The sequence below is a fragment of the Pseudonocardia sp. ZF1 genome, from assembly GCF_056835605.1.
This window is the reverse complement of record NZ_JAJNBY010000001.1, coordinates 5,120,592-5,142,909: the sequence shown is the minus strand read 5'-3', so window position 1 is coordinate 5,142,909 and position 22,318 is coordinate 5,120,592. Positions and strand designations below refer to the sequence as shown.

Sequence of the window (22,318 nt, the reverse complement as noted above, 5' to 3'; positions counted from 1 at the left end):
TGAGCCGCACGCAGCGGTGCGGCGGACGGACGGCCGCCGCCGCGCCCGGGGGTTGATCCGGGCGCGACGGCGGGTGGGCGGTACGTCCTAGTAGGACTTGTTGAACGCGTGGTCCACCATCGGGACCAGCGCCTCGACCGTGCACTCGCGGGGGTTGCCCGGGGTGCAGTAGTCGCCCATCATGTGCTCCGCGATCCGGTGGACGGTGTCGCCGTCGGTGGGGATCGTGTCGCCGACACCGGAGTACTTGCCGGTGTTCATCCGGTTCTTGTCGTAGCTGTCGGACCGCAGCGCGCCGAAGTTGTCGGGGATCCCGACGTCCTTGGACAGCCGGATGGCCTCCTCGACCGCGGCGTCCGCGGCCTGCACGGTCGTCATGTTGCGGGTGTCCACACCGAGCGCGGTGGCGATCTTCGCGTAGCGCTCGTAGCGCGACGGCAGGTTGTACTCCCACACGCGCGGCAGGGCGATGGCGTTGTTCAGGCCGTGGTGGGTGTCGAAGAACGCCGAGACCGCGTGCGATGCGGAGTGCACCAGGCCGAGGCCGCCGGAGTTGAACGCCTGGGCCGCGATGTACTGCGCGTGCATCATCTTCGACCGCGCCTCGAGGTTGCGCGGCTCGTACACCGCCTCGCGCAGGTAGCGCCCGACGAGCTCGATCGAGTAGATCGCGTTGCCCAGCGAGGGCTCGAAGTCCAGCCGCGAGACGTACGGCTCGGACCCGTGGGCGAGGACGTCGAACCCGCAGAAGGCGGTGAAGTGCTGCGGGCAGCTGTAGTAGAGCAGCGGGTCGTCCAGCGCCAGGGTGGCGACCACGGCGTCGTCGAACCCGACCCACTTCTTCGGGTTGTCCATGTCGCTGGTGTTGGTGATGACGTACGCCCACGAGGTCTCGGACCCGGTGCCGGCGGTGGTGGAGACCGCGATGTGCTTCGGGTTCTCCATGTTCGTGGACTTCGAGAAGCCCTCGAACTCGTTGATGTTGCGGCCGTCGTGGGCGATGACGACGCGGGCGCCCTTGGCGGCGTCGTGCGAGGAGCCGCCGCCGATCGAGATGATGCCGTCGCACTTCTCGCTCGTGTAGAGCGCGGCGGCGTCCATGCAGTTGTAGTCCTTGGGGTTGGACTCGACCTGGTCGTAGACGACCACGTCGACGCCCTGGTATTCGACCTTGCCCTTGAGCTCCTCCACGATCCCGGAGCCGCGCAGGCCCGAGGTGACGAACAGGGCGCGGGTCATCCCCATGTTCTTCGCCTCGACGCCGAGGATGTCGTGGGCGCCGACGCCCAGCAGGGCTCGCGGGAACGGGTGGAACTCCTTGATCGGGAAGTCCCAGATCTGGTTGAGCTCGATGGCCATGACTCTCCTCGACGGCTTCGTCGGCTGACGGACGAGCACAACCCTGGTTGTTGCGAACTACTGGCAACAGCTACGGATGGGTACCTGACCACCCGGTCGTTCGCCGGGGCGGGTCCACCCTCCGTCCGGAGGGGTCACCGGCGTGGGGCGGAGGCCTCGAGGTGGGTGCCGACCGGGGTGAAACCGCTGCGCCGGTACCAGTCCCGCGGCCAGTCGGCGGCGTCCGCGCCCAGCGCGAGCAGGTCGCAGCCGTGCTCGGCGGCGAGCTCGCGGGAGCGGGCCAGCAGCGCCCGGCCGTGCCCGCGGCCGCGGTGGGCCGGATCGGTCTCCACGGCGTCGAGCCAGGCCGTGGCCCCGTCGCGACGCAGCGTCGCGGCCGCCACCACCCGGTCGTCGGCGACGACGGCGAGGCGGTGCAGGGCCAGTACCCGGTCGTCGCCGGTGTCGCGGTCGACCAGCTGGTCGAGGTCCCCGGGTCCGGCGCCGGGGAGGTCCCGGGCCCAGCAGGCGCGCCGGAACCCGCGGAGCTCGTGGTGGTCCAGCTCGGTGACCGCCGCCGCGTCGGCACCCGTGGCCGCGCCGGTCGCGGTGGGGGCGGTCATGGCCTCGTTCGCCGAGACCGACCACCCGGCGGCGCGGAGGCCGTCGGCGAGCTCGTCCGCGCCCGGGCCCCACAGCAGCGCCCCCGGGTGCAGGCCGTGCGCGGTGAGCGCCCGGTCGGCCTCGGCGAGCACGGTGGCCGGGTCGGTGCGGTCCGGTCGGCCGAGCAGCAGCTGGTTGTGCATCCGCGACACCGGCCAGGCGTCGGTCCGGACCGCGACGCCGCCGGTCACCGGTTCCTCCGCGGTCGCGCCGCGCCGCAGCATCGACGGCTCGAACCCCATCGCCCGCGCCGCCGCGCCGGGGTCGGGGACCTCCGGTGCGGCGAAGCCGTCCGGGCCGGGGCGGTAGGGCAGCACCATCAGCACCGCCGACGCCGGCACCGCCCCGTAGGCGTGCGGGAACCGCATCGACGCCGGGTCGGTCGGCACCCCCGGCTCCCACCGGACGTCGACCCTGGCGACGTCGATCCGGGCCGGGTCGAGGACGAGCAGGACCAGGTCGGTCCGGCCCGCGAACAGGCGTTGCGCGGGCAGGGCGACCTGGTCGGGCGTCGACAGGTGCACGAACCCGACCTCGTCCAGGGAGGAGGGCGCCACGGCTCCGGTGCCGAGCCACCTCCGCCACTCACCAGGGGTGCACAGGTGCAGCAGGACCGTCCCGACCGTCATGGGAGACAGCCTGCACGCCCGTCCGATCGGACGGGCGTGGACATCGAGTATTGATTTCCGGCACCGGGTGCCAATAGCGTCCGATCCGCTGCCACCGCCGGCCGGCGGGGCGGTTCACCACCTCTCTCGCCGAGAGTCGGATCCAGCGGAGGTTGCGCATGAGCGAGCACCAGAACGAGGACGCCCTGACCGAGGAGACCCTCGTCGAGGAGGTCTCCATCGACGGCATGTGCGGTGTCTACTAAGCCCCTCGACACCACGGTTCCGGACGGCGCCGCGGGGGCTTTCGACCCCGCGGCGCCGTACCGGCTCAGCGAGAGCGTCTCGCTGCGTCCGGAGCCCTTCGGCGCCCTGGTGTACGACTTCGTGACCCGCAAGCTCTCCTTCCTCAAGACGCCCCAGCTGGTCTCGGTCGTGCGCGACCTGGAGAACCAGCCGGACGCCCGCTCGGCGGTCCGTGCCGCCGGCGTCGAGGAGCCCCAGCACGACGCCTACCTGCGTGCCCTCGCCGGACTGCTGAAGTCCCGCACGATCGTCGCCCGCTAGTCCCGCCCGCCCCGCCGACCACCACAGTGAGGTGCCCGTGAAGCTGGTCGACCACTTCCAGTACGGCCTGAACTCGCCCATCTGCCTGACCTGGGAGCTCACCTACGCGTGCAACCTCGCGTGCGTGCACTGCCTGTCCAGCTCCGGGCGGCGTGACCCGCGCGAGCTGAGCACCGCCGAGGCCAAGGCCGTCATCGACGAGCTGCAGCGCATGCAGGTCTTCTACATCAACATCGGCGGTGGCGAGCCGACCGTGCGCCCGGACTTCTGGGAGCTGCTGGACTACGCCATCGCCCACGACGTCGGCGTCAAGTTCTCCACCAACGGCGTCAAGCTCGACAAGCAGCGGGCCGCGCAGCTCGCCGCGACCGACTACGTCGACATCCAGATCTCGATGGACGGCGCGACGGCCGAGGTCAACGACTACGTCCGTGGCCCGGGCTCGTTCGACACCGCGATCACCGCGCTGGAGAACCTCGCCGAGGCCGGGTTCAAGCATCCCAAGATCTCGGTCGTGATGACCCGGGAGAACGTCGACCAGCTCGACGAGTTCAAGGCCATCGCCGACAAGTACGGCGCCCAGCTGCGCATCACCCGGCTGCGCCCGTCCGGCCGCGGTGCCGACGTCTGGGACGAGCTGCACCCGACCCAGGCCCAGCAGAAGCAGCTCTACGACTGGCTGGTCGCGCACGGCGACCAGGTCCTGACCGGTGACTCGTTCTTCCACCTGTCCGCCTACGGCGAGGCCCTGCCCGGGCTGAACCTGTGCGGCGCGGGCCGCGTGGTCTGCCTGATCGACCCGGTGGGTGACGTCTACGCCTGCCCGTTCGCCATCCACGAGAACTTCCTGGCCGGCAACGTCCGCGACGAGGGCGGCTTCAAGGAGGTGTGGGAGCACTCCGAGCTGTTCACCGAGCTGCGCCAGCCGCAGACCGGCGGGGCGTGCGCGTCGTGCCCGCACTACGACACCTGCCAGGGCGGGTGCATGGCCGCGAAGTTCTTCACCGGCCTGCCGCTCGACGGCCCGGACCCGGAGTGCGTGCAGGGCTACGGCGAGGCGATGCTGGCCGCGCGCGACGGCGGGACGGTCATCCCGAAGTCCGACGTCGACCACTCGCGCTCCGCGCCGCGCAACACCCGTGCGCCGAAGCAGCCGACGATGCTCTCGCTCACCCCGCCGCCGCGCCGGCCGGACCGGGCCTGCGACGAGAACCCGCTCGCCGGGTTCGCACCGGACGCCGTGCCCGTGGCACAGCCGGTCGCCGGGAGCTGACCACGGACCTGTTGCTGACGGGGCCCGTCGACCTGCGTGGTCGGCGGGCCCCGTCGCGTGTGCTGTTCGGGCCGCACGAGACCAACCTCGGCGACGCCGCACGCGGGATCACGGCCGACCACGTCGCCTACTACGCGGCGCGGGCCGCCGGGGGTGCGGGGATCGTCGTGGTCGAGCCGGCGTCGGTGCACGCCTCGGACCACCCCTACGCCTACGCCCCCGCCGCGTTCCCCACCGCGTCGCCCGGTCCTGCCGCGTCGCCCGGCTCGGCCGCGGCGTCGGGGCGCGTCGAGATGCAGCTCAGCGGGAGTTGTGGATCTTTCGCGCCCGCTGAGCTGCATCTCGGCGACCGGGACGGCGCGCGGGTGCCCGCCGCGGCCGGGTGGGCGGCGGTCGTCGCGGCGTGCCGGCCGCACGGGACGCTCGTGCTGGCCGGGCTCGCGCACGCCGGTGGGCAGGGCAGCTCCGCGCACTCCGGGCACCCGCTGTGGGCGCCGTCGCCGGTCCCGGACGTCGTGTCCCGCGAGGTCCCGGTCGCGATGGGGGCCGCGGAGATCGGCGCCGTGGTCCGCGGCTTCGCTGACGCCGCCCGCGCGGCTGTGGACAGCGGTGTGGACGGTGTGGAGATCTCCGCCGGGCAGCACTCGGTGCTGCGCCAGTTCTGCTCCGGCCTGACCAACCACCGCGACGACGCGTACGGCCGCGACCGCACCCTGCTGCTGCGCGAGGTCCTCGACGCCGTGCGGGCGGCGATCGGGCCGGACCCCCTGCTGGCGCTGCGCCTGTGCGTCGACGAGCTCGCCCCCTGGGCCGGCATCACCCCCGACGACGGCCTCGCCCTCGCCCGGGCCGTCGCCGACCGGGTGGACCTGCTCGTCCCCGTCGTCGGGAGCGCGCTGTCGATCGCCGCGACCCGGCCGGACCTGCACACGCCCGAGGCGTTCCTGCGGGCCCGGTGCGGCGGGCTGCGGCGTGCCCTCGGCGGTGCGACGACGGTCGTCCTGGCCGGCAGCGTCGTCACCCCGGCCCTCGCCGAGGACGCCCTGAGCAGCGGCGACGCGGATATCGTCGAGATGACGAGAGCGCAGGTCGCGGACCCGCGGCTCGTCGCGCTGACCCGGGCCGGGACGCCGGAGCGCATCCGGCCGTGCCTGCTGACGAACGCCCTCGCCGCGGCCCGGGACCCGCGCAACCCCGTGGTCGGGGACGAGCTGGAACCGCGGTCGGGACACGAACGGACCGACCCGGACCCGGACCCGTCGCGTTCCGCGGAACGCGGTCCGGACGCCGCGGCGGGCCCCGGACACCGCGATGCGGAACGCGGGGTGGGAGCGCGACGGCCGGTGCTCGTCGTCGGCGGCGGGCCCGCGGGGCTCGAGGCGGCCCGGACACTGGCGCTGCGCGGGCACCCGGTGACGCTGCACGAGCGCACCGACCGGCTCGGCGGCCTGCTCCCCGCGGCCGCGGTACTGCCCGGGCGGGACCGGCTCGCGCTGCCGGTGCCCTGGTGGGCCGCGGAGCTCGACCGGCTCGGCGTCCGGGTCGTGCTGGGATCCGAGGTGGACACCGCCGCGCTCGGCGCCGCCCGGGCACGGAGGGAGACGGTGGTGCTCGCGACCGGGTCCCGGCCGTCGCCGCCGGTGGTCGACGCGGACGTCCCGGTGCTCACCGCGGCGGAACTCTGCGCGGGGGTGGCGCGGTCAGCCCGTGTCGTCGTCCCGGCCGCTGCCGGGCGCGGTGTCGGTGCGGCTGAGGGCGTCGGCGATCCCGGCGCGGACCGCGCGACGCACCACGTGGTGGAGGACGTAGAAGAACGCGAACGCCATGACCAGCCAGAACAGGACGACGACAACCTCCATGGCGGGCACCGTAACGCAGTCGTCGCGGTGCTCGCCGCCGCGCGCGTTCCGCGGAACGCGCCGGTGCTCGTCGTCGACCCGCTCGGGGACTGGACCGGATCGGGGGTCGCGGAGCTGCTCGCCGCTGCCGGGCATCCCGTGGTCCTGGCCACGCCGGACGCCGTCGCCGGGCACCAGCTCGGCCGTTGCGGCGACATGGCCGCGGCGAACGCGCGGCTGGAACGGGCCGGTGTCCGCCGGGCGCTGTTCACCCGGCCGGGGGTCGTCCGTGGCGGCGTCGCCGAGCTGGTGGACGTCCACACCGGGGCGGTGACGACCGTGCCGTGCGCGGTCGTCGTCGACTGTGGACCGCGGCTGCCGCAGGACGCGCTGCCTGCGCTCCCCGGCTGCGCGGTCGCGGGTGACCGGGTGGCGCCGCGGACGCTCGCCGAAGCGGTGCGGGAGGGGCGGCGGGCCGCCTTCGCCGTGACGGGCGTCGGCGCCTCGGCGGGCATCACGGCCGGGCCCGCGACCGGAGCTGCGCCCGGAGTCCGAACCGCGGCCGGGACCGGGGCCCCGGCCGGAGTCGGGCCGTGCGCCGTGACCGGAGCCGGTGCGGCTCTGCCGCTGCCCCCGGCCATCGCGCCCGCGGTGCTCCCGACGCCCGTGCTCCCGGAGTCCGAGCTCCTGAGGTCCGTGCTCCCGGGGTCCGCGCCCGCCGGGCCCCGCGGACGCGTGACACCTCGTCCGGGGCCCACCGCGGTCGCGATGCCGGAGACAGCGGACCCCGAACCCCCGCGGCCCCGGCTCGGCGACCCCCTGCGCCTCGGCCGCGCCACGTTGCGCAACCGGATCGTCTTCACCGCCCACCTCACCGGTTTCGCCGAGGGCGGTATGCCGACCGACCGGCACACCGCCTACTACGCGGCCCGCGCCGCGGGCGGCGCCGCACTGGTGATCACCGAGGAGCACGCGGTCCACCCCGGCGACCGGCCCTACGAGCGGCTGATCCGTGGCCACGACCCGGCCGTGCTGCCCGGCTACCGCGCCCTCACCGACGCGGTGCACGCCCACGGCGCCCTCGTCCTCGCCCAGCTCAACCACAACGGCGCGCAGGGGTCGGGGATGTACTCGCGCACGGCCGTCGTCGGGCCCTCACCGGTGCCCGACCCGATGTTCCGCGAGGTCCCCGCCGAGCTCGACGCGGCCGGGATCGGCGCGGTCGTCGACGCCTTCGCCGACGTCGCCGCGCGCTGCGTCGAGGGCGGGTTCGACGGCGTCGAGCTGCAGTGCTCGCACGCCTCGCTGCTGCGGCTGTTCCTGTCCCCGGCCACCAACCGTCGCACCGACGCCTGGGGGAGCGACCGGGCGAAGCTGGTGCTCGACGTCGTCGCCGCCGTCCGCGCGGCCATCGGCCCGGACCCGGTGCTGGGCCTGCGGATCGGCGTCGACGAGCGCATCGAGGGCGGCATCACCCCCGCCGACGGCGCCGACCTCGCCCGCCGTCTCGCCGCGACCGGGCAGGTGGACCACCTCAACACCTCGATCGGCGTCGCCACCTCGACGCTGCACCTGATCGAGCCGTCCATGCACACCCCGCCGGGCTACGCCGGGCACCTCGCCGCGACCCTGCGCCGCGCCGTCCGTGCCGCCGGGGCGGACCTCCCGGTGATCGGGGTCGGCCGGTTCACCACGCCCGCCCAGGCCGCCGCGGCGCTGGACCGTGGGGAGTGCGACCTCGTCGGCGTCGCCCGCGGGCAGATCGCCGACCCCGGCTTCGCGAACAAGGCCCTCACCGGACGCCCGGTACGCCGGTGCGTCGGGTGCAACCAGGACTGCATCGGCCGGGTCGGGCTGAACCTGCCGCTGGGTTGCGCGGTCGACCCGGCCGCCGGGCGCGAACGGCTCGTCCCGCCCGCCCGGGCCGCCGATCCCGGCGCGGGGCGGGTGCTCGTCGTCGGGGCCGGGCCGGCCGGGCTCGCCGCGGCCGCCGCGCTCGCCGGGCGCGGGCACCGGGTGCTGCTCGCCGAACGGGCCGGCACCCCCGGTGGACGGCTCGCCCTCGCGGCGACCGCGCCCGGGCGGGCCGAGCTCGGCCACGTCGTCGCCGACCTGCTGCGCGAGGCGCACGCGGCCGGGGTCGAGATCCGGTACGGCACGACCGTCGACCGCGGGTTCGTCGAGGAGCTGGAGCCCGCGGCGGTCGTCGTCGCCACCGGGTCGGTGCCCGCCGTCCCGTCGTGGGACCCGGCGCGGCTGACCGTCCCCGTCGACGACGTGCTGGCCGGGGTGCGCCTGCCCGCGGGCCCGGTGCTCGTCGTCGACGAGCTCGGGTTCCACCAGGCCACCTCGGTCGCCGAGCTGCTCGCCGCCCGCGGGCACGCCGTCGAGGTCGTCACCCCGGCGCTGGTCGTCGGGCAGGACCTCGGGCTCACCCTGGACCGCGAGGGGTTCCGCCGCCGCGCGCACGCCGCCGGGATCCGCTGCAGCACCGACCTCGCCGTGCTGGGGGTGCTGCGCAGGGGTGAGCAGAGCAGCGAGCAGAGCGGCGCCGAGCCCGACTGCACCGTGGAGCTGCTGCACCACCCGACCGGCCGCACCGAGCGGCGCGACGTCGGCGCCGTCGTCGCTGCGACGGCCACCGTCCCCGCCACCCGCCTGTGGGCCGCGCTGGCCGGCGGGCCGTGGCCGGTGCACCGGATCGGCGACGCGCTGACCCCGCGCCGGTTCGACGCCGCGATCCGTGAGGGCCGCCTCGTCGACCTCGCGCCGACCGCGCCGCGCCGGACCGGGGCCCGAGCGGGCAGGCTGGGACCGTGCTCCTCGCGGATCTGACCTGGCCCGACCTCGACCCGGCCGCGGCGTACACGCTGCTCGTGCCGGTCGGCTCCACCGAGCAGCACGGCCCGCACCTGCCGCTGGGCACCGACACCGCCGTGGCGTCGGCGGTCGCGTCGGCGCTGCACGACGCCGACCCGGGGCTCGTCCTCGCCCCCGCCCTGCCCTACGGCGCCGCCGGTGAGCACGAGGGCTTCCCCGGCACCGTGTCGATCGGGGAGGACGCGCTGCGCACCGTCCTCGTCGAGTACGGCCGCTCGGCGTGCCGGTGGGCGTCGCGGCTGGTGCTGCTCAACGGGCACGGCGGCAACGTCGCCGCGCTCCGCTCGGCGGTGACCCTGCTGCGCCACGAGGGCCGCGACGCCGGCTGGCTGTCCTGCGTCGCCGACGTCCCCGGGGTGCTGCTGGACGCCCACGCCGGGCGCTACGAGACCTCGCTGCTCGCCCACCTGCATCCCGGCCTGGTCCGCGCCGACCGCGCCGAGGTGGGCGACACCCGGCCGCTGCGCGAGGTCATCGGGGAGCTGCGGGCCGGGGGGATCGCCGCGGTCAGCCCGAACGGCGTGCTCGGTGACCCGGCCGGCGCGTCGGCCGGGGAGGGGCTGCGGCTGCTCGCGGCGATCACGGCGACGGCGTCCGCGGCGGTCACCGCGTGGGACCCCGACCCCGGCACCGGACGCCTCCGCCCGCCGCCGGCGTAGCGCGGGGTCACGCCGCGGGGTGCACCAGCAGGGGCACGAGCTGCTCGGCCGTGGTGAACGAGCCGTGCTGGCCGGGCAGCGTGGACAGGAACGGCTCCGCCTCGCTCCGGACCACCGCCGCCGTCCCGTGCAGCGCGGCGACGACGTCGCCGACCCGGTCGAGCACCCGGTCGGTGACCGGCCCGAACCAGCCCCGGGCCACCGCCTCCTCCCGGCTGACGACGGCGGCGTCGTCGCCGAGCACCGCCTGCCAGGCGGCCAGCGCGTCGGACGCCGCCCCGGGCTCGGTGTAGACGTGCCGGGCACGCGGGTCCCCGCCGAGCAGCGCCACGCCGTCGGACAGCGCCGGGGTGGTGTCGGCGTCGACGGTCCGGTCGACGGTGACCATGCCGTGGTCGCCGGTGACCGCCAGCAGGGTCCCCGCGGGCAGTGCCTCCAGCAGCATCGCGAGCAGCGCGTCGACCTGGCGCAGCTGCCAGCGCCACGCCGGGCTCCCGGGGCCGTACAGGTGGCCGACCTTGTCCAGGTCGGCGTGGTAGCCGTAGACCAGCCGCGGGCCGGGGCCCTCCACCCCGGCGAGGATCTCCACGGCCAGGTCGCCCAGCGCGGCGACCCCGCGGTACTCGCCGCCGCGCAGCCCCGACCGGGTCAGCCCGGACGTCCGGAACTCCAGCGGCGACACCGACCGGACCGCGACGCCCGCCGCCGCGGCCCGCTCCAGCACGGTCGGCTCCGGCTGCACCCGCTCCGGGACGAGCCGCTCCCGCAGATCCCGGCGGCCCGAGGACCAGCCCAGCGCGTCGAGCAGCTCGCCGTCGACGCGGAACCGCAGCCCGAGCGTGCCGTGCGCGCCCGGCGGCAGCCCGGTGCCGAGCGAGGTCAGGCTGATCGGGGTGGTCGAGGGGAACCCGACGGTGAGCGGTCCGGCGTCGGCGAGCCCGGCCAGCACCGGCGCGTCGGCGGCGTGGGCGTGCAGCAGCTCGTGGCCCAGCCCGTCGACGAGCAGCAGCACCGCCGCCCCTGCCCGCGGGAGCCCGAACGCAGGCGGCCGGTCGTCGAGCGGGGCGCCGATCGCGTGCAGCAGGGCGGGGAGGACGTCGGCCAGCGTCGCCGAGCCGTAGCGGGGGAGGACCTCGGGCATGCCCCGGAGTCTGCCCGGCGGGACCCGTGCGGACCACGCCGATCGGGCAGGTGCGGGTGTCGACCCGCGGCGGCCGGGGATGGAAGGCTCCCGGAGGTGACCGCCGCCCGGACCGACCCCGACCGTCCCTCCGCCACGACCCCCTCGGGCCCGGCGGACCGGCGGCTCCCGGACGGCTTCCGGGTGGTGCTCGACCGTCGCACCCGGCGGCTCGACGGCGGCGCGGCGCTGCTCGGCGGCGCCCCGCCCCGGCTGGTGCACCTGTCCGCGCGGGCCCGCGCGCTGCTGCCCGCCCCCGGGCGGCCGCTGGTCGTCACCGGTCCCACCGAGCGGTCCCTGGCCCGCACCCTGCTCGACGCCGGGCTCGCCCACCCCGTCCCCGACGCCCCGGCCGGGATCACCGCGGCCGAGGTCACCGTCGTCGTGCCGGTGAAGGACCGGCCGCTGGACCGGCTCCTCGCCGCGCTGGCCGGGACCGGGGTGGCCGGCCCGGTCGTCGTCGACGACGGGTCCACCGACCCGGCACCGCTGCGCCGCGCCGTCGAACGGGCCGGGGGGACGGTCCTGCGGCACGCCACCCCGCGCGGCCCGGCGGCCGCCCGCAACGCCGGCCTCGCCGCCGCGACCACCCCGTTCGTGGTGTTCCTCGACTCCGACGTCGTCCCCGAACCCGGCTGGCTCCCCCCGCTGCTCGCCCACCTCGCCGACCCCGCGGTCGGTCTCGTCGCACCGCGGATCGTGGCGCCGGACCCGGAACGGGGCGGCGGGCTGCGCGGGGCGGTCGGGCGCTACGAGGCGGTGCGGTCGTCGCTGGACCTGGGCCCCGACCCGGCACTGATCGTGCCGCGGTCCCGTGTCGCCTACGTGCCGAGCGCGGCGATGCTCGTCCGGGTGTCGGCGGTCGGGCCGGTCGCGTTCGACCCGCGGATGCACGTCGCCGAGGACGTCGACCTCGTCCTGCGCCTGCACGCGGCCGGCTGGGCGATGCGCTTCGAACCCGTCGCGCGGGTCGCTCACGAGCACCGCACCCACCCGGGGGAGTGGCTGCGGCGCAAGGCGTTCTACGGCACCGGGGCGGCGCCGTTGGCGCGCAGGCACCCCGGGGCGGTGCCGCCGGTGATCCTCTCCCCCTGGACGGCGGCGGTCTGTCTGCTCCTGCTCGCCCAGCGGCGGGGGGCGACGGCGCTCGCCGCCGTCGTCACCGGGGTCGCGACCGAACGGCTGTCCCGGAAGCTGCCTCGGCTCGACCACCCGCGGCGCGGGGCGGCCCTGCTCACCGCGCTCGGCCTGTCCGGGGCGCTGTGGCAGACGGCGTCGGCGCTGACCCGGCACTTCTGGCCGGTCGCCGCGCTCGCCTGCCTGGTGTCGCGCCGGGCCCGCCGCGCGGTCGTCGCGGCGGCGCTGGCGGAGGGGCTGACCGACTGGTGGCGCCACCGCGACCGTGACCCGCGGGTCCGGACCGGGCCGCTGCTGCACCTGCTCGCGCACCGGCTCGACGACCTCGCCTACGGTGCCGGTCTGTGGTGGGGGGCCGTCGAGCACCGGACCTCCGCCCCGCTGCGGCCGACCGGTCCTGGCGCACGACCCTGACGCAGGTTAGGCTTCCCTGACCTCCGGCGTTGCACCACTCCATCAGGACTGGTCTGAACGGGTGATTCGTGTTGCGTCACGGATCCGATTCTGAGGGCGCCTCTCGCCCACCTTCTCCGCGCCTGCGGTTGCGCACGACAGGCTGTCGCCGTGACGTCGGCACCACGCCAGTCGACCTCCGGTCGCCCCGGTCCCGGCTCCTTGCACCCCAGGAAGATCGGGAGTGTGATGTGGGCGCTGCCACACGAGACGTGCGGCAACTTTTCCGGGCGCGCCGGCGTGGTCGCGAGACAGGCGACGGCGATCGGCGTTCCTCGGACGAAGTCCCCGGTCAGACCCCGCGCTTCGGAGCGTGCGTGGTCGCGTACGAGGAGTGAGAGTTCATGACAGAGGTCCGGGTCACCGTCGACGGCGTGAACTACGCCGACGACGTCGAGCCCCGCATGTTGCTCGCGCAGTATCTGAGGGAGACGCTGGGCAAGACGGGGACGCTGATCGGCTGCGACACCAGCAACTGTGGTGCCTGCACGGTTCATCTCAACGGGCAGAGCGTGAAGTCCTGCTCGGTGCTCGCGGTCCAGGCGGACGGCGCCGAGGTCACCACCATCGAGGGTCTCGCCCGCGACGGTCAGCTGCACCCGGTGCAGGAGGCCTTCCGCGAGTGCCACGGCCTGCAGTGCGGGTACTGCACGCCGGGAATGATCATGGCTTCGGTGGACCTGCTCGGGGACAACCCCGACCCGTCCGAGCAGGAGGTCCGTGAGGGCATCGAGGGCAACCTCTGCCGCTGCACGGGCTACCAGAACATCGTGCGCGCCGTGCAGACCGCGGCGAAGAACATGAAGCCGGGAGCCGCTCAGCCCTCCGGCCAGGCCGCCCCGGTTGCGGGAGGTAACTGACGTGACGACGACCGCCGAACCCACCACGACCGGCGAGATCGGCAAGGCCCGGGTCCGCAAGGAGGACCAGCGCCTCATCACCGGCCGGTCCCGCTACACCGACTCCATCACCCCTCCGGGAACCGTCCACATCGCCGTCGTCCGGTCGACGATCGCGCGGGCGACCATCACCTCGATCGACAAGTCCGAGGCCGAGAAGGCCCCGGGTGTGTTCGGCGTCTACACCGCGGCCGACCTCGGTGCGGAGGAGGTCGGCATGCCCTGCGCGTGGCCGATCACCCCGGACCAGAAGGCCCCGCAGCGCCCGGTGCTCGCCGTCGGCCGCGTCAACTTCTCCGGTGAGGGCGTCGCCGTCGTCGTCGCCCGGTCGGCCGCCGCCGCGCGCGACGCCGCCGAGCTCGTCGAGGTCGACTACGAGCCGCTCGACCCGGTCCTCGACATGGAGGCCGCCGCGCAGGACGGCGCCGAGCTGGTCCACCCGGACCTCGGCACCAACGTCTCCGCGACCTGGGTGTTCGACTCCGCCGCCGCCGGCACCGGTGCCGACGTGGCCGAGGCCATCAAGGCCGCCGAGGCCGACAGCGACTCCGTCGTCGTCCGCCGCCGCTTCCGCCAGCAGCGCCTGATCCCCGCGTTCATGGAGCCCCGCTCCTGCGTGGTGGACCCGACCGGTGAGCAGCTGACCATCTGGGCCGCGACCCAGGTGCCGCACATCCTGCGCACCATGACCACGGTGACCCTCGGGGTGCCGGAGTCCAAGCTGCGTGTCATCGCCCCCGACGTGGGCGGCGGCTTCGGCGGCAAGATCGGCGTCCTGCCCGAGGAGATGCTCTGCGTGCTGCTCGCGCAGAAGCTGGGCAAGCCGGTCAAGTGGACCGAGACCCGCAGCGAGTGCATGCTCACCGCGCACCACGCCCGGGACCAGATCCAGGACCTCGTGATGACCGCCAAGAAGGACGGCACCATCACCGGGTTCGACGTCCACCTCTACGCCGACATGGGCGCCTACCTGGGCCTCGTCGGGCCGGGTGTGCCGATTCTCGGCGCGTTCATGTTCAACGCGATCTACAAGATCCCCGCGCTGAAGTTCACCTGCTCCAACGTCTTCACCAACAAGACGCTGACCGACGCCTACCGCGGCGCCGGCCGTCCCGAGGCGACGTTCGCCATCGAGCGGATGATGGACGAGCTCGCCGTCGAGCTCGGCCGCGACCCGATGGAGCTGCGCGAGCAGAACTGGATCAAGCACGAGGAGTTCCCCTTCACGACCGTCGTGGGCCTGACCTACGACACCGGCAACTACGAGCAGGCCACGCAGCGCGCGATGGACCTGTTCGACTACGCCGGTCTGCGCCGTGAGCAGGAGGAGCGCCGCCGCTCCGGCGACCCGGTCCAGCTGGGCATCGGCATCTCGACCTTCACCGAGATGTGCGGCCTCGCGCCGTCCCGCGTGCTCGGCTCGCTGGACTACGGCGCAGGCGGCTGGGAGGCCGCCAGCATCCGGATGCTGGCCACCGGCAAGGTCGAGGTCACCACCGGTGCCTCCGCCCACGGCCAGGGCCACGAGACGGCGTTCTCGCAGATCGTCGCGGACAAGCTGGGCGTCGCGTTCGAGGACGTCGAGATCCTGCACGGCGACACCCAGGTGGCGCCGAAGGGCCTCGACACCTACGGCTCGCGCTCGCTGGTCGTCGGCGGTGTCGCCATCGTCAACGCCGCGGACAAGGTGATCGAGAAGGCGACGAAGATCGCCGCGCACCTGCTCGAGGCGTCCGAGGACGACATCGAGTTCGCGAACGGGCAGTTCACCGTCCGCGGCACCGACAAGGGCAAGGCCATCCAGGAGATCGCGTTCGCCGCGTTCATGGCGCACGACTACCCGGAGGGCATGGAGCCGTCGCTGGACTCCGACGCCGTCTTCGACCCGGAGAACTTCTCCTACCCGCACGGCACGCACCTCGCCGCGATGGAGGTCGACACCGACACCGGCCGGGTCACGCTGCGCAAGTACGTCTGCGTCGACGACATCGGCAACGTCATCAACCCGCTGATCGTCGAGGGCCAGGTGCACGGCGGTCTCGCCCAGGGCATCGCGCAGGCCCTGTTCGAGGAGGCGAACTACGACGACCAGGGCACCCTGGTCAACGCCACGTTCGTCGACTACACGATCCCGTCCGCGGCGGACCTGCCGAGCTTCACCACCGAGACCGTCTCCACCCCGGCGACGTCCAACCCGCTCGGTGTGAAGGGCGTCGGCGAGGCGGGCACCATCGCCTCGACCCCGGCCATCCTCAACGGTGTGCTCGACGCGGTCCGTCACCTCGGCGTCGACGAGATCGACATGCCGACCACCTCGCAGCGCGTGTGGCGTGCCCTGCAGGTCGCCAAGGGCAAGAGCCCGCAGGAGACCCCGAGCGACACCCACGCGCCCGGCGCCGGCCTCGGTTCCATCGACCCGAACAACCCCAAGGGAGAGGTCCAGTGATCCCGGCGAAGTTCGACTACGTCCGGCCCTCCTCGGTCGAGGAGGCCGTGTCGGCCCTGCAGTCGGCCGGTGAGGACGCGAAGATCCTGGCGGGCGGGCAGAGCCTGCTGCCGGTGCTGCGCCTGCGGATGGCCGCGCCGAGCACCGTCATCGACCTCGGGGGCATCCCCGAGCTCAAGCGGATCGGCGAGGACGACCAGTACGTCATGGTCGGCGCGATGGCCACCCACCACGAGGTCATGCGCAACGACCTGGTGAACACCCACGTGGAGCTCATCGCGCGGGCCACCGAGACCGTCGCGGACCCGCAGGTCCGGCACCGCGGCACCCTGGGCGGCGCGCTCGCGCACGCCGACCCGGCCGGTGACCTGGGCGCGGCCGCCCTGGCGATGGACGCCGAGTTCGTCATCCTGGGTGCCGGTGGCACCCGCCTGGTGACCGCGGCGGACTTCTTCCAGGACTACTTCACGACCGCGATCGGCGAGGGCGAGATCCTCACCATGGTCCGGTTCCCGAAGCGGACCGGCTGGAAGAGCCACTACGAGAAGTTCAACCGGGTCGCCCAGGCGTGGTCGATGGTGGCCGTCGCCGTGGCGCTGAAGGTGGACGGCGGGACCATCACCGAGGCCCGCGTCGGCCTGACCAACATGGGCAACGTGCCGATCCGGGCGACCGGCGTCGAGGCGGCCCTGGTGGGCAAGGCGGCCGGTCCGGACGTCGCGAAGGCGGCCGCCGAGCACGCGCTCGAGGGCACGTCCGCTCCGAGTGACGCGGACGCCGCCGCCGACTACCGTGAGCACCTGGCGAAGGTTCTCACCGGTCGTGCGGTGCTGGCCGCGGCCGGCTGACGTACCCGAGGAACACACCGACGCCGGCGCCGGCCCCGGAACCCCCGGGACCGGCGCCGGCGTTCGTTCGAGGAGGCTGGGCAGAGAAGATGCAACTGGAGAACAAGTTCACGATCGCGGCGCCGATCGAGGACGCGTGGAAGGCCCTCAACGACCCGGAGCTCATCGCCCCGTGTTTCCCCGGGGCCACCCTGACCGAGTACGAGGGCGACTCGTTCCAGGGCACCGTCAAGGTCAAGCTCGGCCCGATCTCGCTCACGTACAAGGGCAAGGGCACCTACATCGAGCGTGACGACGCGAACCACAAGGTGGTCATCGACGCGTCCGGCCGCGACGCCCGCGGCAACGGCACCGCGAAGGCCATCGTCACCGGCACCATGGTCGCCGACGGCCCGGACAAGACCTCGGTCACGATGGTCACCGACATGACCGTCACCGGTCGTCCGGCCCAGTTCGGTCGCGGTGTCATCTCCGACGTCGCCGACAAGATCATCGGCCAGTTCTCGAGCTGCGTCGCGGACAAGCTGACCGGCCCCGGTGCGGCGACGTCCAACGGCGCGGGCCCGAAGCACGCGGCCGACCAGACCAGCCCGATCCCGGCCGTCCCGCCGGGCCCGGGTGAGCAGGCCGCGCCCGCCCCGGTGAAGCGGACCTACCAGCCGCAGAGCAGCCCGGTCGAGGCCATCGACCTGCTCGACTCGGCGGGTGCCCCGGTGCTCAAGCGCCTCGGGCCGGTGCTGGGCGGCGTGGGCGCGCTCGTGCTGCTGGTCGTGCTGATCCGGCGTCTGCGCGGCGCGAAGGGCTGAGTCCCCCGCACGTCCCTCCGGGCCGGTACCGCGTTCCGCGGTGCCGGCCCGTGGCGTTGCGGGGCAGGATGGAGCGGTGCGAGCGGGCGAGCGGAACGGGCTGACCGACGTCGAGGGCCTGCGGGTCGGGCACGCGGCGGTGAACGGGCCGGGTGCCCGCAGCGGGACGACGGTCGTGCTGACCCCGCCGGGCGGCGCGGTCGCCGGCGTGGACGTGCGCGGCGCCGCGCCCGGCACCCGGGAGACCGACCTGCTCGACCCGGTCGCGACGGTCCAGCGCGTGCACGCCGTCACCCTGTCCGGGGGCAGCGCCTTCGGTCTCGACGCCGCGTCCGGCGTGATGGCCCGGCTGGAGCGCGACGGCGAGGGGTTCCCGGTGCCGGGCGCCGTCGTGCCGATCGTGCCGGCCGCCGTGGTGTTCGACCTCGGTCGCGGCGGTGACCCCCGGGTCCGCCCGACCGCGGCGACCGGCACGGCCGCCTACGACGACGCACACGCCGGCCCGGTCGTCCAGGGTTCGGTCGGGGCGGGCACCGGCGCGGTGTCCGGCGGGCTGCGCGGCGGGATCGGGTCGGCGTCCGCGGTGCTCACCGAGGGCTCTGCCGCCGGGACGACGATCGCGGCCCTGGTCGTCCTCAACTCCGCCGGTGCGGCCGCGGACCCGGCCACCGGTGAGGTGTACGGCGCCCGGCACGGTCTGCCGGGCGAGTTCGCCGCCGGGGTGGCCCCGGCCCTCGCCCCGCCGGAGCGGCTCGCCGAGCTGTACGCGGGGCACGTGAACCCGCTGGGGACGGCGACGACGCTGGTGGTCGTCGGCACCGACGCGGCCCTGGACAAGGTCGGCTGCACCCGGCTGGCGACGATGGCGCACGACGGCCTGGCCCGGTCCATCTCGCCGGTGCACACGATCCGCGACGGCGACTGCGCGTTCGCGCTGGCCACGGGCACCCGGGCCGCACCGGACGTCGCCGGGGTGTTCGCGCTGCAGGCGGCCGCGGCGGAGGTGACGGCGCGGGCGGTGGCGCACGCGCTGCTCGCGGCGGAACCGGCGCCGGACCGGCCGTCGTACTCGTCGCTCCTGGTGGGCCCGTGAGCGCGCCCAACCCGTGGCTGGGGCGACCGCGCGCCCCGCGCCCGCCGTCGGCGCCGGACCCGGACGCGGTGCGTCTGGTGGGGCTGCCCCGGCGGCGGGCCGCGGCCCGGGCGGTGAACGACGTGGTGCGGGGCGTGGACGTGCGCGCGTTCGACGACGGGTGGACCGTGTCGTTCCTCAGCGGCTACTACACGCTCTGCCACACCCTCGACCAGCTGCTCGACGCCGTGGCCCCGCCCGGGGAGCGGGAGCTGCTGCGGGCGACGGTGCTGGCCGCGGCCGACGGGACCGCGGGCCGGGGCTGACCGCCCGATCGGCGGGCCCCGTGACCCGGGTCCCGCCGGCCCCCGGTCCCGGCGCCGGTTCAGTCGTCGTCGCGGTCGTGCCGGTCGTCGTGCCGGTCGTCGCCGTCGTGCCGGTCGACGTCGTGGTCGAGGACCTGGCCGGTGGCGGCGTCGATGTCGAGATCGTGCTCGGTGGTGCCGTTCACGACCTCGACCTCCCAGTGGTCCCGGCCGTGGCTGCGGTCGTCGTCGCGGTCGTCGTCGTGTCGGTCGTCGTCGCTGTCGGCCCGGTCGAACTCGACCTCGGTGACCCGCCCGCCGCCCGCGGCGGCGAGGGCGGCGCGCTCGGCGGCGGCGCGGTCGACCGCCGGCGGGGCGGGGGTGGGGGCTGCGGGCGCGGTGGCGGCCGCGGGTGCCGTGGGCACGGCGGTGCGGGGCAGCTCCGGGGGCAGCAGGTCGGCGGTGCGTGCGATCGCGGCGCCGGTCGGGACGACGGTGAGCTCGTCCGGGGCGCCGCCCGCGCCGAGTGCGAGGGCGGTGCCCCCGCCGACGAGCAGGAGACCGGTGGCGGCGACGGCGGCGACGGTGAGCGGGGTACGCACGGTGATCTTCCTCCGAGAGGTTCCGGCTGGTCCGGGTCGGTGCGACCCGGATGCTGGTGGGAACTGTGCCGCCGCCCTCCCCAAGGTCGCGCTGCGTGAGCCCTAAGGCGGCGTTAGGGCCCGGAGCGGCCGAACTACAGTCGTCGGGGTGTCGACCATCAGCCCGGACGAGGGAGTGGCGCGCCGGCTGAAGGCCCTGGCCTGCACGGCGCCGCTGCACGACCTCGACGCCCGCAAGGGGCGGCTCGACTGGGACGCGACCGGCTACCAGATGGCCGAGATCGGCCTGCAGGCGATCGACCAGGTCACCCTGGCCATGGACTTCGACCACGGTGCCGACCACGCGGAGGTCGTCCGGCGGCTGCTGCCGTTCGTGGGCGCGCAGGTGCCGGGGGCGCCGCGGTCGGAGTACGTCCGCGTCGCGCAGTGGGTGATCGACAACCTGATCAACGTGGGGTCGATCGACCGCGGGTTCGCCGTGGAGTACGGCACGACCGACGACGAGGGGCGCTACGTGCGTCGCCGGTTCGACTTCAAGCTGCTCGTCGAGGTGGCCGCCCCGGACGGCGGGATCTACCTGCGCGCCTCGGACGAGGCGATCAACGTGCTGGTCGGGGCGCTGGACACCGACGTCGAGTCGGCCCAGGAGGCCGCCGAGACGAAGCTGGAGACGCTGATCGTCCGCGGTCGTCTCGGCGACGCCCGGCTGGCGGCCGAGCAGGCCCGCTACCGGACCGTGCAGTACGCCGAGTCGTTGCGGCGCAAGCTGGAGGCGACCCGGCGCGACGTCCGCTCGGTGGACTGGCTCGACGCCGTCCCGCAGCTGCTCGACGAGGCACTGACCCATATCGAATCCCGCTACCGCGCCGAGACGATGATCAAGGCGAACATCGCCGACGCCCGTGACGAGGCCACCGAGCCCGGGCGCCGCAGGCAGGCCGCGGAGCTGGTGACCGTCGTCGACGACTGCATCCAGCGACACACCCAGCTGCAGGCACGGTTGCAGGAGGCGGGCGCGTCGTTCCGCGCCGAGCAGGACCGCCAGCAGTTTTCCGGGAAGCCGAAGCGGGCCGCCGTCGACGTGTTCGGGCAGCTGCTGCGGCCGTCGCTGGCGCTGACCGTCGAGGCGGCGCACGACCCGGTGACCGGCTACTTCGGTGCCGGGGCCGGGGTGCGGAACCCGTCGGTGCCGAGCCTGGGCGGGCTGGTCGAGACGTTGCTGACACCGCCGAGCGACCGTGACCCGTTCGGCGCCGAGGTTCCCGAGCCGGAGCTGGCGCCGCAGCCGCGCGAGCGGTTCGGGGTGGACACGTGGGCGGCCGCCGACGCGGTGCTGCCCGCCGACGTCGAGCACCCGGTGCGGCTGTCCGCGGCGCTCGCGGCGGCCCGCGCGGCCGGGGCGGACCTGCCGCAGCTGGTCGCGTTGCGGGCGATGCACGCCGTCGGGACGGCGGTGGCCACGGCACGGACCCAGGGCGACCCGTCGGTGCTGGTCGCCGTCGACGACGGGACGGTCCTCGACGACCCCGAGTTCGGCGGCGCGGACCTGCTGCTGGCGCGGGCCGGGGTGCAGGGCGGACAGACGAACCGACGGACGGCGCAGACATGAGTGACACCGAGACCGCGGCCCGCCTGGTCGGCTACGGCATGCGCCCCAAGGCGCTGCCCGGCCGCGACCCCGACTACGCCGACCTGGTCCGGCGCTACCGGGAGGACGACGAGTTCCGCACGACCGTGCAGCGCGTCGCGTCCGGTCTGGGCCTGGTGGTGCTGGCCGTCGACACCGGCCCGGGCATCGTGCTCGCCGCGACCGAGGGCTCGGTGTTCGAGATCCGGATGGACGAGTACGCCCGCCGCACCGCCCTGGCCAACCGGGGCGCCGACAAGGTCCTGCACGGGATCGCGCACCTCGCCGTCGCCGCGCTGGCCTTCCCCCGCCCCGACGACCTCGGCGACGACTCCTACGTCGGCCGGGTCTCGGTGGAGCTCGTCGACGGCGCCGTCCGCGAGGCCTGCCGGGTGCTGAACGAGCGTGCCGCGGGTCCCGCCGACCCCGAGTCCGACGCCCCGCAGCTCGAGGAGGTCTGGCGGGTCTGGCAGCGTCGCCCGGAGGCCACCGCGACCAAGGACGGCCGCGTCGGGGAGTCCACCACCCGCGGAATCGTCGGCAAGGCGCTGCGGTTCCTCGCCGACCAGGGCTTCCTCGTCCCGGTCGGCGCGGAGGGCGCCTACCGGACGACGCCGCGCTACCAGGTGCAGGTGCGCGAGCTCGCGGCCCAGCGGGCCTTCGACGAGCTGCTGGCCCTGAACGTCCTGCCCGCCGCGACCGCCGCCGGGACCCTGGTGACCGAGCACGACGGCGTGTTCGACGCGCCCGGGTCCGGTGCTCAGAGCGCGGCCGGGACGGGAAGCGCGCCCGACCTCGACGATCCGCCGGGGTCGGGGGAGACGGCCGGGCCGTCGTCGGCACTCGATCCGGCACCCGCGGCGAGGCAGCCTGTGGGGGAGACCTCCTCGGACATCGTTCATCCGGTGAACGGGGCGAACGGTGCCGGGACCGACGGCTCGGTCGGCTCGGTCGAGGGCCCCGTGTCCGTGGAACTCGCTTACCCGGTAAGCGAGTTCGTGCAGAGCGGTGTCGGGGGTGACGGCGTGGCCGGTGACCCGATGGGCGTTGTCGATCCCGTCGGCGGGGCTGTGTCGGGGGAACCCGCTGACCCGGTAAGCGAGTTCGCACAGGACGG

At 74.9% G+C, this 22,318-nt stretch carries 17 protein-coding genes and 1 pseudogene; 14 read left to right on the top strand and 4 right to left on the bottom strand.

Translation table 11 applies throughout. The features are described 5' to 3' along the window. Positions 1-87: 87 nt before the first annotated feature. Both mdo and ZF1_RS24705 read right to left on the bottom strand, forming a co-directional pair. Positions 88-1,359 carry an NDMA-dependent methanol dehydrogenase gene (mdo, locus tag ZF1_RS24710; protein ID WP_100878819.1) on the bottom strand — a complete coding sequence of 424 codons (1,272 nt, stop codon included), beginning with the start codon at positions 1,357-1,359 and terminating at the stop codon, positions 88-90. A 134-nt stretch (positions 1,360-1,493) separates the two neighbouring features. After that, positions 1,494-2,630 (bottom strand): GNAT family N-acetyltransferase, encoded by a 1,137-nt coding sequence (locus ZF1_RS24705; RefSeq protein ID WP_073576620.1) that lies wholly within the window; start codon positions 2,628-2,630, stop codon positions 1,494-1,496. Positions 2,631-2,788: 158 nt separating this feature from the next. On the opposite strand from ZF1_RS24705, the gene mftA reads away from it, so the two are divergent. From mftA to mftE, 5 genes are read left to right on the top strand one after another with little or no spacing between them, the layout of a single operon-like run. Beyond that, the gene (mftA, locus tag ZF1_RS24700) at positions 2,789-2,875 is read left to right on the top strand and encodes a mycofactocin precursor MftA (protein ID WP_060710386.1); all 87 of its coding nucleotides are present in this window, start codon (positions 2,789-2,791) and stop codon (positions 2,873-2,875) included. Beyond that, a complete protein-coding gene (gene mftB / locus ZF1_RS24695; protein ID WP_062398180.1) occupies positions 2,865-3,176 on the top strand; it encodes a mycofactocin biosynthesis chaperone MftB in 312 nt (103 codons plus the stop codon). The genes mftA and mftB overlap by 11 nt, the downstream gene beginning before the upstream one ends. Before the next feature lie 37 nt (positions 3,177-3,213). Further along, positions 3,214-4,449 carry a mycofactocin radical SAM maturase gene (mftC, locus tag ZF1_RS24690; protein ID WP_100878817.1) on the top strand — a complete coding sequence of 412 codons (1,236 nt, stop codon included), beginning with the start codon at positions 3,214-3,216 and terminating at the stop codon, positions 4,447-4,449. Positions 4,450-4,460: 11 nt separating this feature from the next. Further along, positions 4,461-9,122 carry an oxidoreductase gene (locus tag ZF1_RS24685; protein ID WP_482638448.1) on the top strand — a complete coding sequence of 1,554 codons (4,662 nt, stop codon included), beginning with the start codon at positions 4,461-4,463 and terminating at the stop codon, positions 9,120-9,122. After that, on the top strand, positions 9,104-9,826 hold the full coding sequence (gene mftE / locus ZF1_RS24680) for a mycofactocin biosynthesis peptidyl-dipeptidase MftE (RefSeq protein WP_482638447.1): 723 nt from the start codon (positions 9,104-9,106) through the stop codon (positions 9,824-9,826). Before ZF1_RS24685 ends, mftE begins: the two co-directional genes overlap by 19 nt. A gap of 7 nt (positions 9,827-9,833) precedes the next feature. Here mftE and ZF1_RS24675 read toward each other — a convergent pair whose 3' ends face one another. Continuing rightward, positions 9,834-10,967 carry an alkaline phosphatase family protein gene (locus ZF1_RS24675; protein ID WP_350591611.1) on the bottom strand — a complete coding sequence of 378 codons (1,134 nt, stop codon included), beginning with the start codon at positions 10,965-10,967 and terminating at the stop codon, positions 9,834-9,836. A gap of 96 nt (positions 10,968-11,063) precedes the next feature. On the opposite strand from ZF1_RS24675, the gene mftF reads away from it, so the two are divergent. The 7 genes from mftF to ZF1_RS24640 all read left to right on the top strand — a co-directional run bounded on the left by mftF (position 11,064) and on the right by ZF1_RS24640 (position 18,993). After that, on the top strand, positions 11,064-12,557 hold the full coding sequence (mftF, locus tag ZF1_RS24670; protein ID WP_482638446.1) for a mycofactocin biosynthesis glycosyltransferase MftF: 1,494 nt from the start codon (positions 11,064-11,066) through the stop codon (positions 12,555-12,557). 383 nt (positions 12,558-12,940) lie between these two features. Continuing rightward, complete coding sequence (locus tag ZF1_RS24665) at positions 12,941-13,456, top strand: (2Fe-2S)-binding protein (protein ID WP_482638445.1); 516 nt, start codon at positions 12,941-12,943, stop codon at positions 13,454-13,456. A gap of 1 nt (position 13,457) precedes the next feature. Continuing rightward, positions 13,458-15,941 carry a xanthine dehydrogenase family protein molybdopterin-binding subunit gene (locus ZF1_RS24660; RefSeq protein WP_350591019.1) on the top strand — a complete coding sequence of 828 codons (2,484 nt, stop codon included), beginning with the start codon at positions 13,458-13,460 and terminating at the stop codon, positions 15,939-15,941. After that, complete coding sequence (locus tag ZF1_RS24655) at positions 15,938-16,789, top strand: FAD binding domain-containing protein (protein ID WP_350591020.1); 852 nt, start codon at positions 15,938-15,940, stop codon at positions 16,787-16,789. Before ZF1_RS24660 ends, ZF1_RS24655 begins: the two co-directional genes overlap by 4 nt. Before the next feature lie 89 nt (positions 16,790-16,878). Next, complete coding sequence (locus tag ZF1_RS24650; RefSeq protein ID WP_350591021.1) at positions 16,879-17,595, top strand: SRPBCC family protein; 717 nt, start codon at positions 16,879-16,881, stop codon at positions 17,593-17,595. Positions 17,596-17,671: 76 nt separating this feature from the next. Then, a complete protein-coding gene (locus ZF1_RS24645) occupies positions 17,672-18,688 on the top strand; it encodes a P1 family peptidase (protein WP_350591022.1) in 1,017 nt (338 codons plus the stop codon). Then, complete coding sequence (locus ZF1_RS24640; RefSeq protein WP_062398168.1) at positions 18,685-18,993, top strand: hypothetical protein; 309 nt, start codon at positions 18,685-18,687, stop codon at positions 18,991-18,993. Before ZF1_RS24645 ends, ZF1_RS24640 begins: the two co-directional genes overlap by 4 nt. A gap of 59 nt (positions 18,994-19,052) precedes the next feature. Here the strand turns inward: ZF1_RS24640 and ZF1_RS24635 are convergent, their stop codons facing one another. After that, positions 19,053-19,574, bottom strand: a complete 522-nt coding sequence (locus ZF1_RS24635) for a PepSY domain-containing protein (RefSeq protein ID WP_482638444.1) — start codon at positions 19,572-19,574, stop codon at positions 19,053-19,055. A gap of 148 nt (positions 19,575-19,722) precedes the next feature. Between ZF1_RS24635 and ZF1_RS24630 the strand changes: the two genes are divergently transcribed. Both ZF1_RS24630 and ZF1_RS24625 read left to right on the top strand, forming a co-directional pair. After that, entirely contained in the window at positions 19,723-21,183 is a 1,461-nt protein-coding gene (locus tag ZF1_RS24630; protein ID WP_482638443.1) for a hypothetical protein, read from the top strand. Further along, positions 21,180-21,917, top strand: a pseudogene (locus tag ZF1_RS24625) (hypothetical protein); the annotation flags it as partial. The gene ZF1_RS24630 and the pseudogene ZF1_RS24625, both read left to right, overlap by 4 nt. Positions 21,918-22,318: the final 401 nt, after the last annotated feature.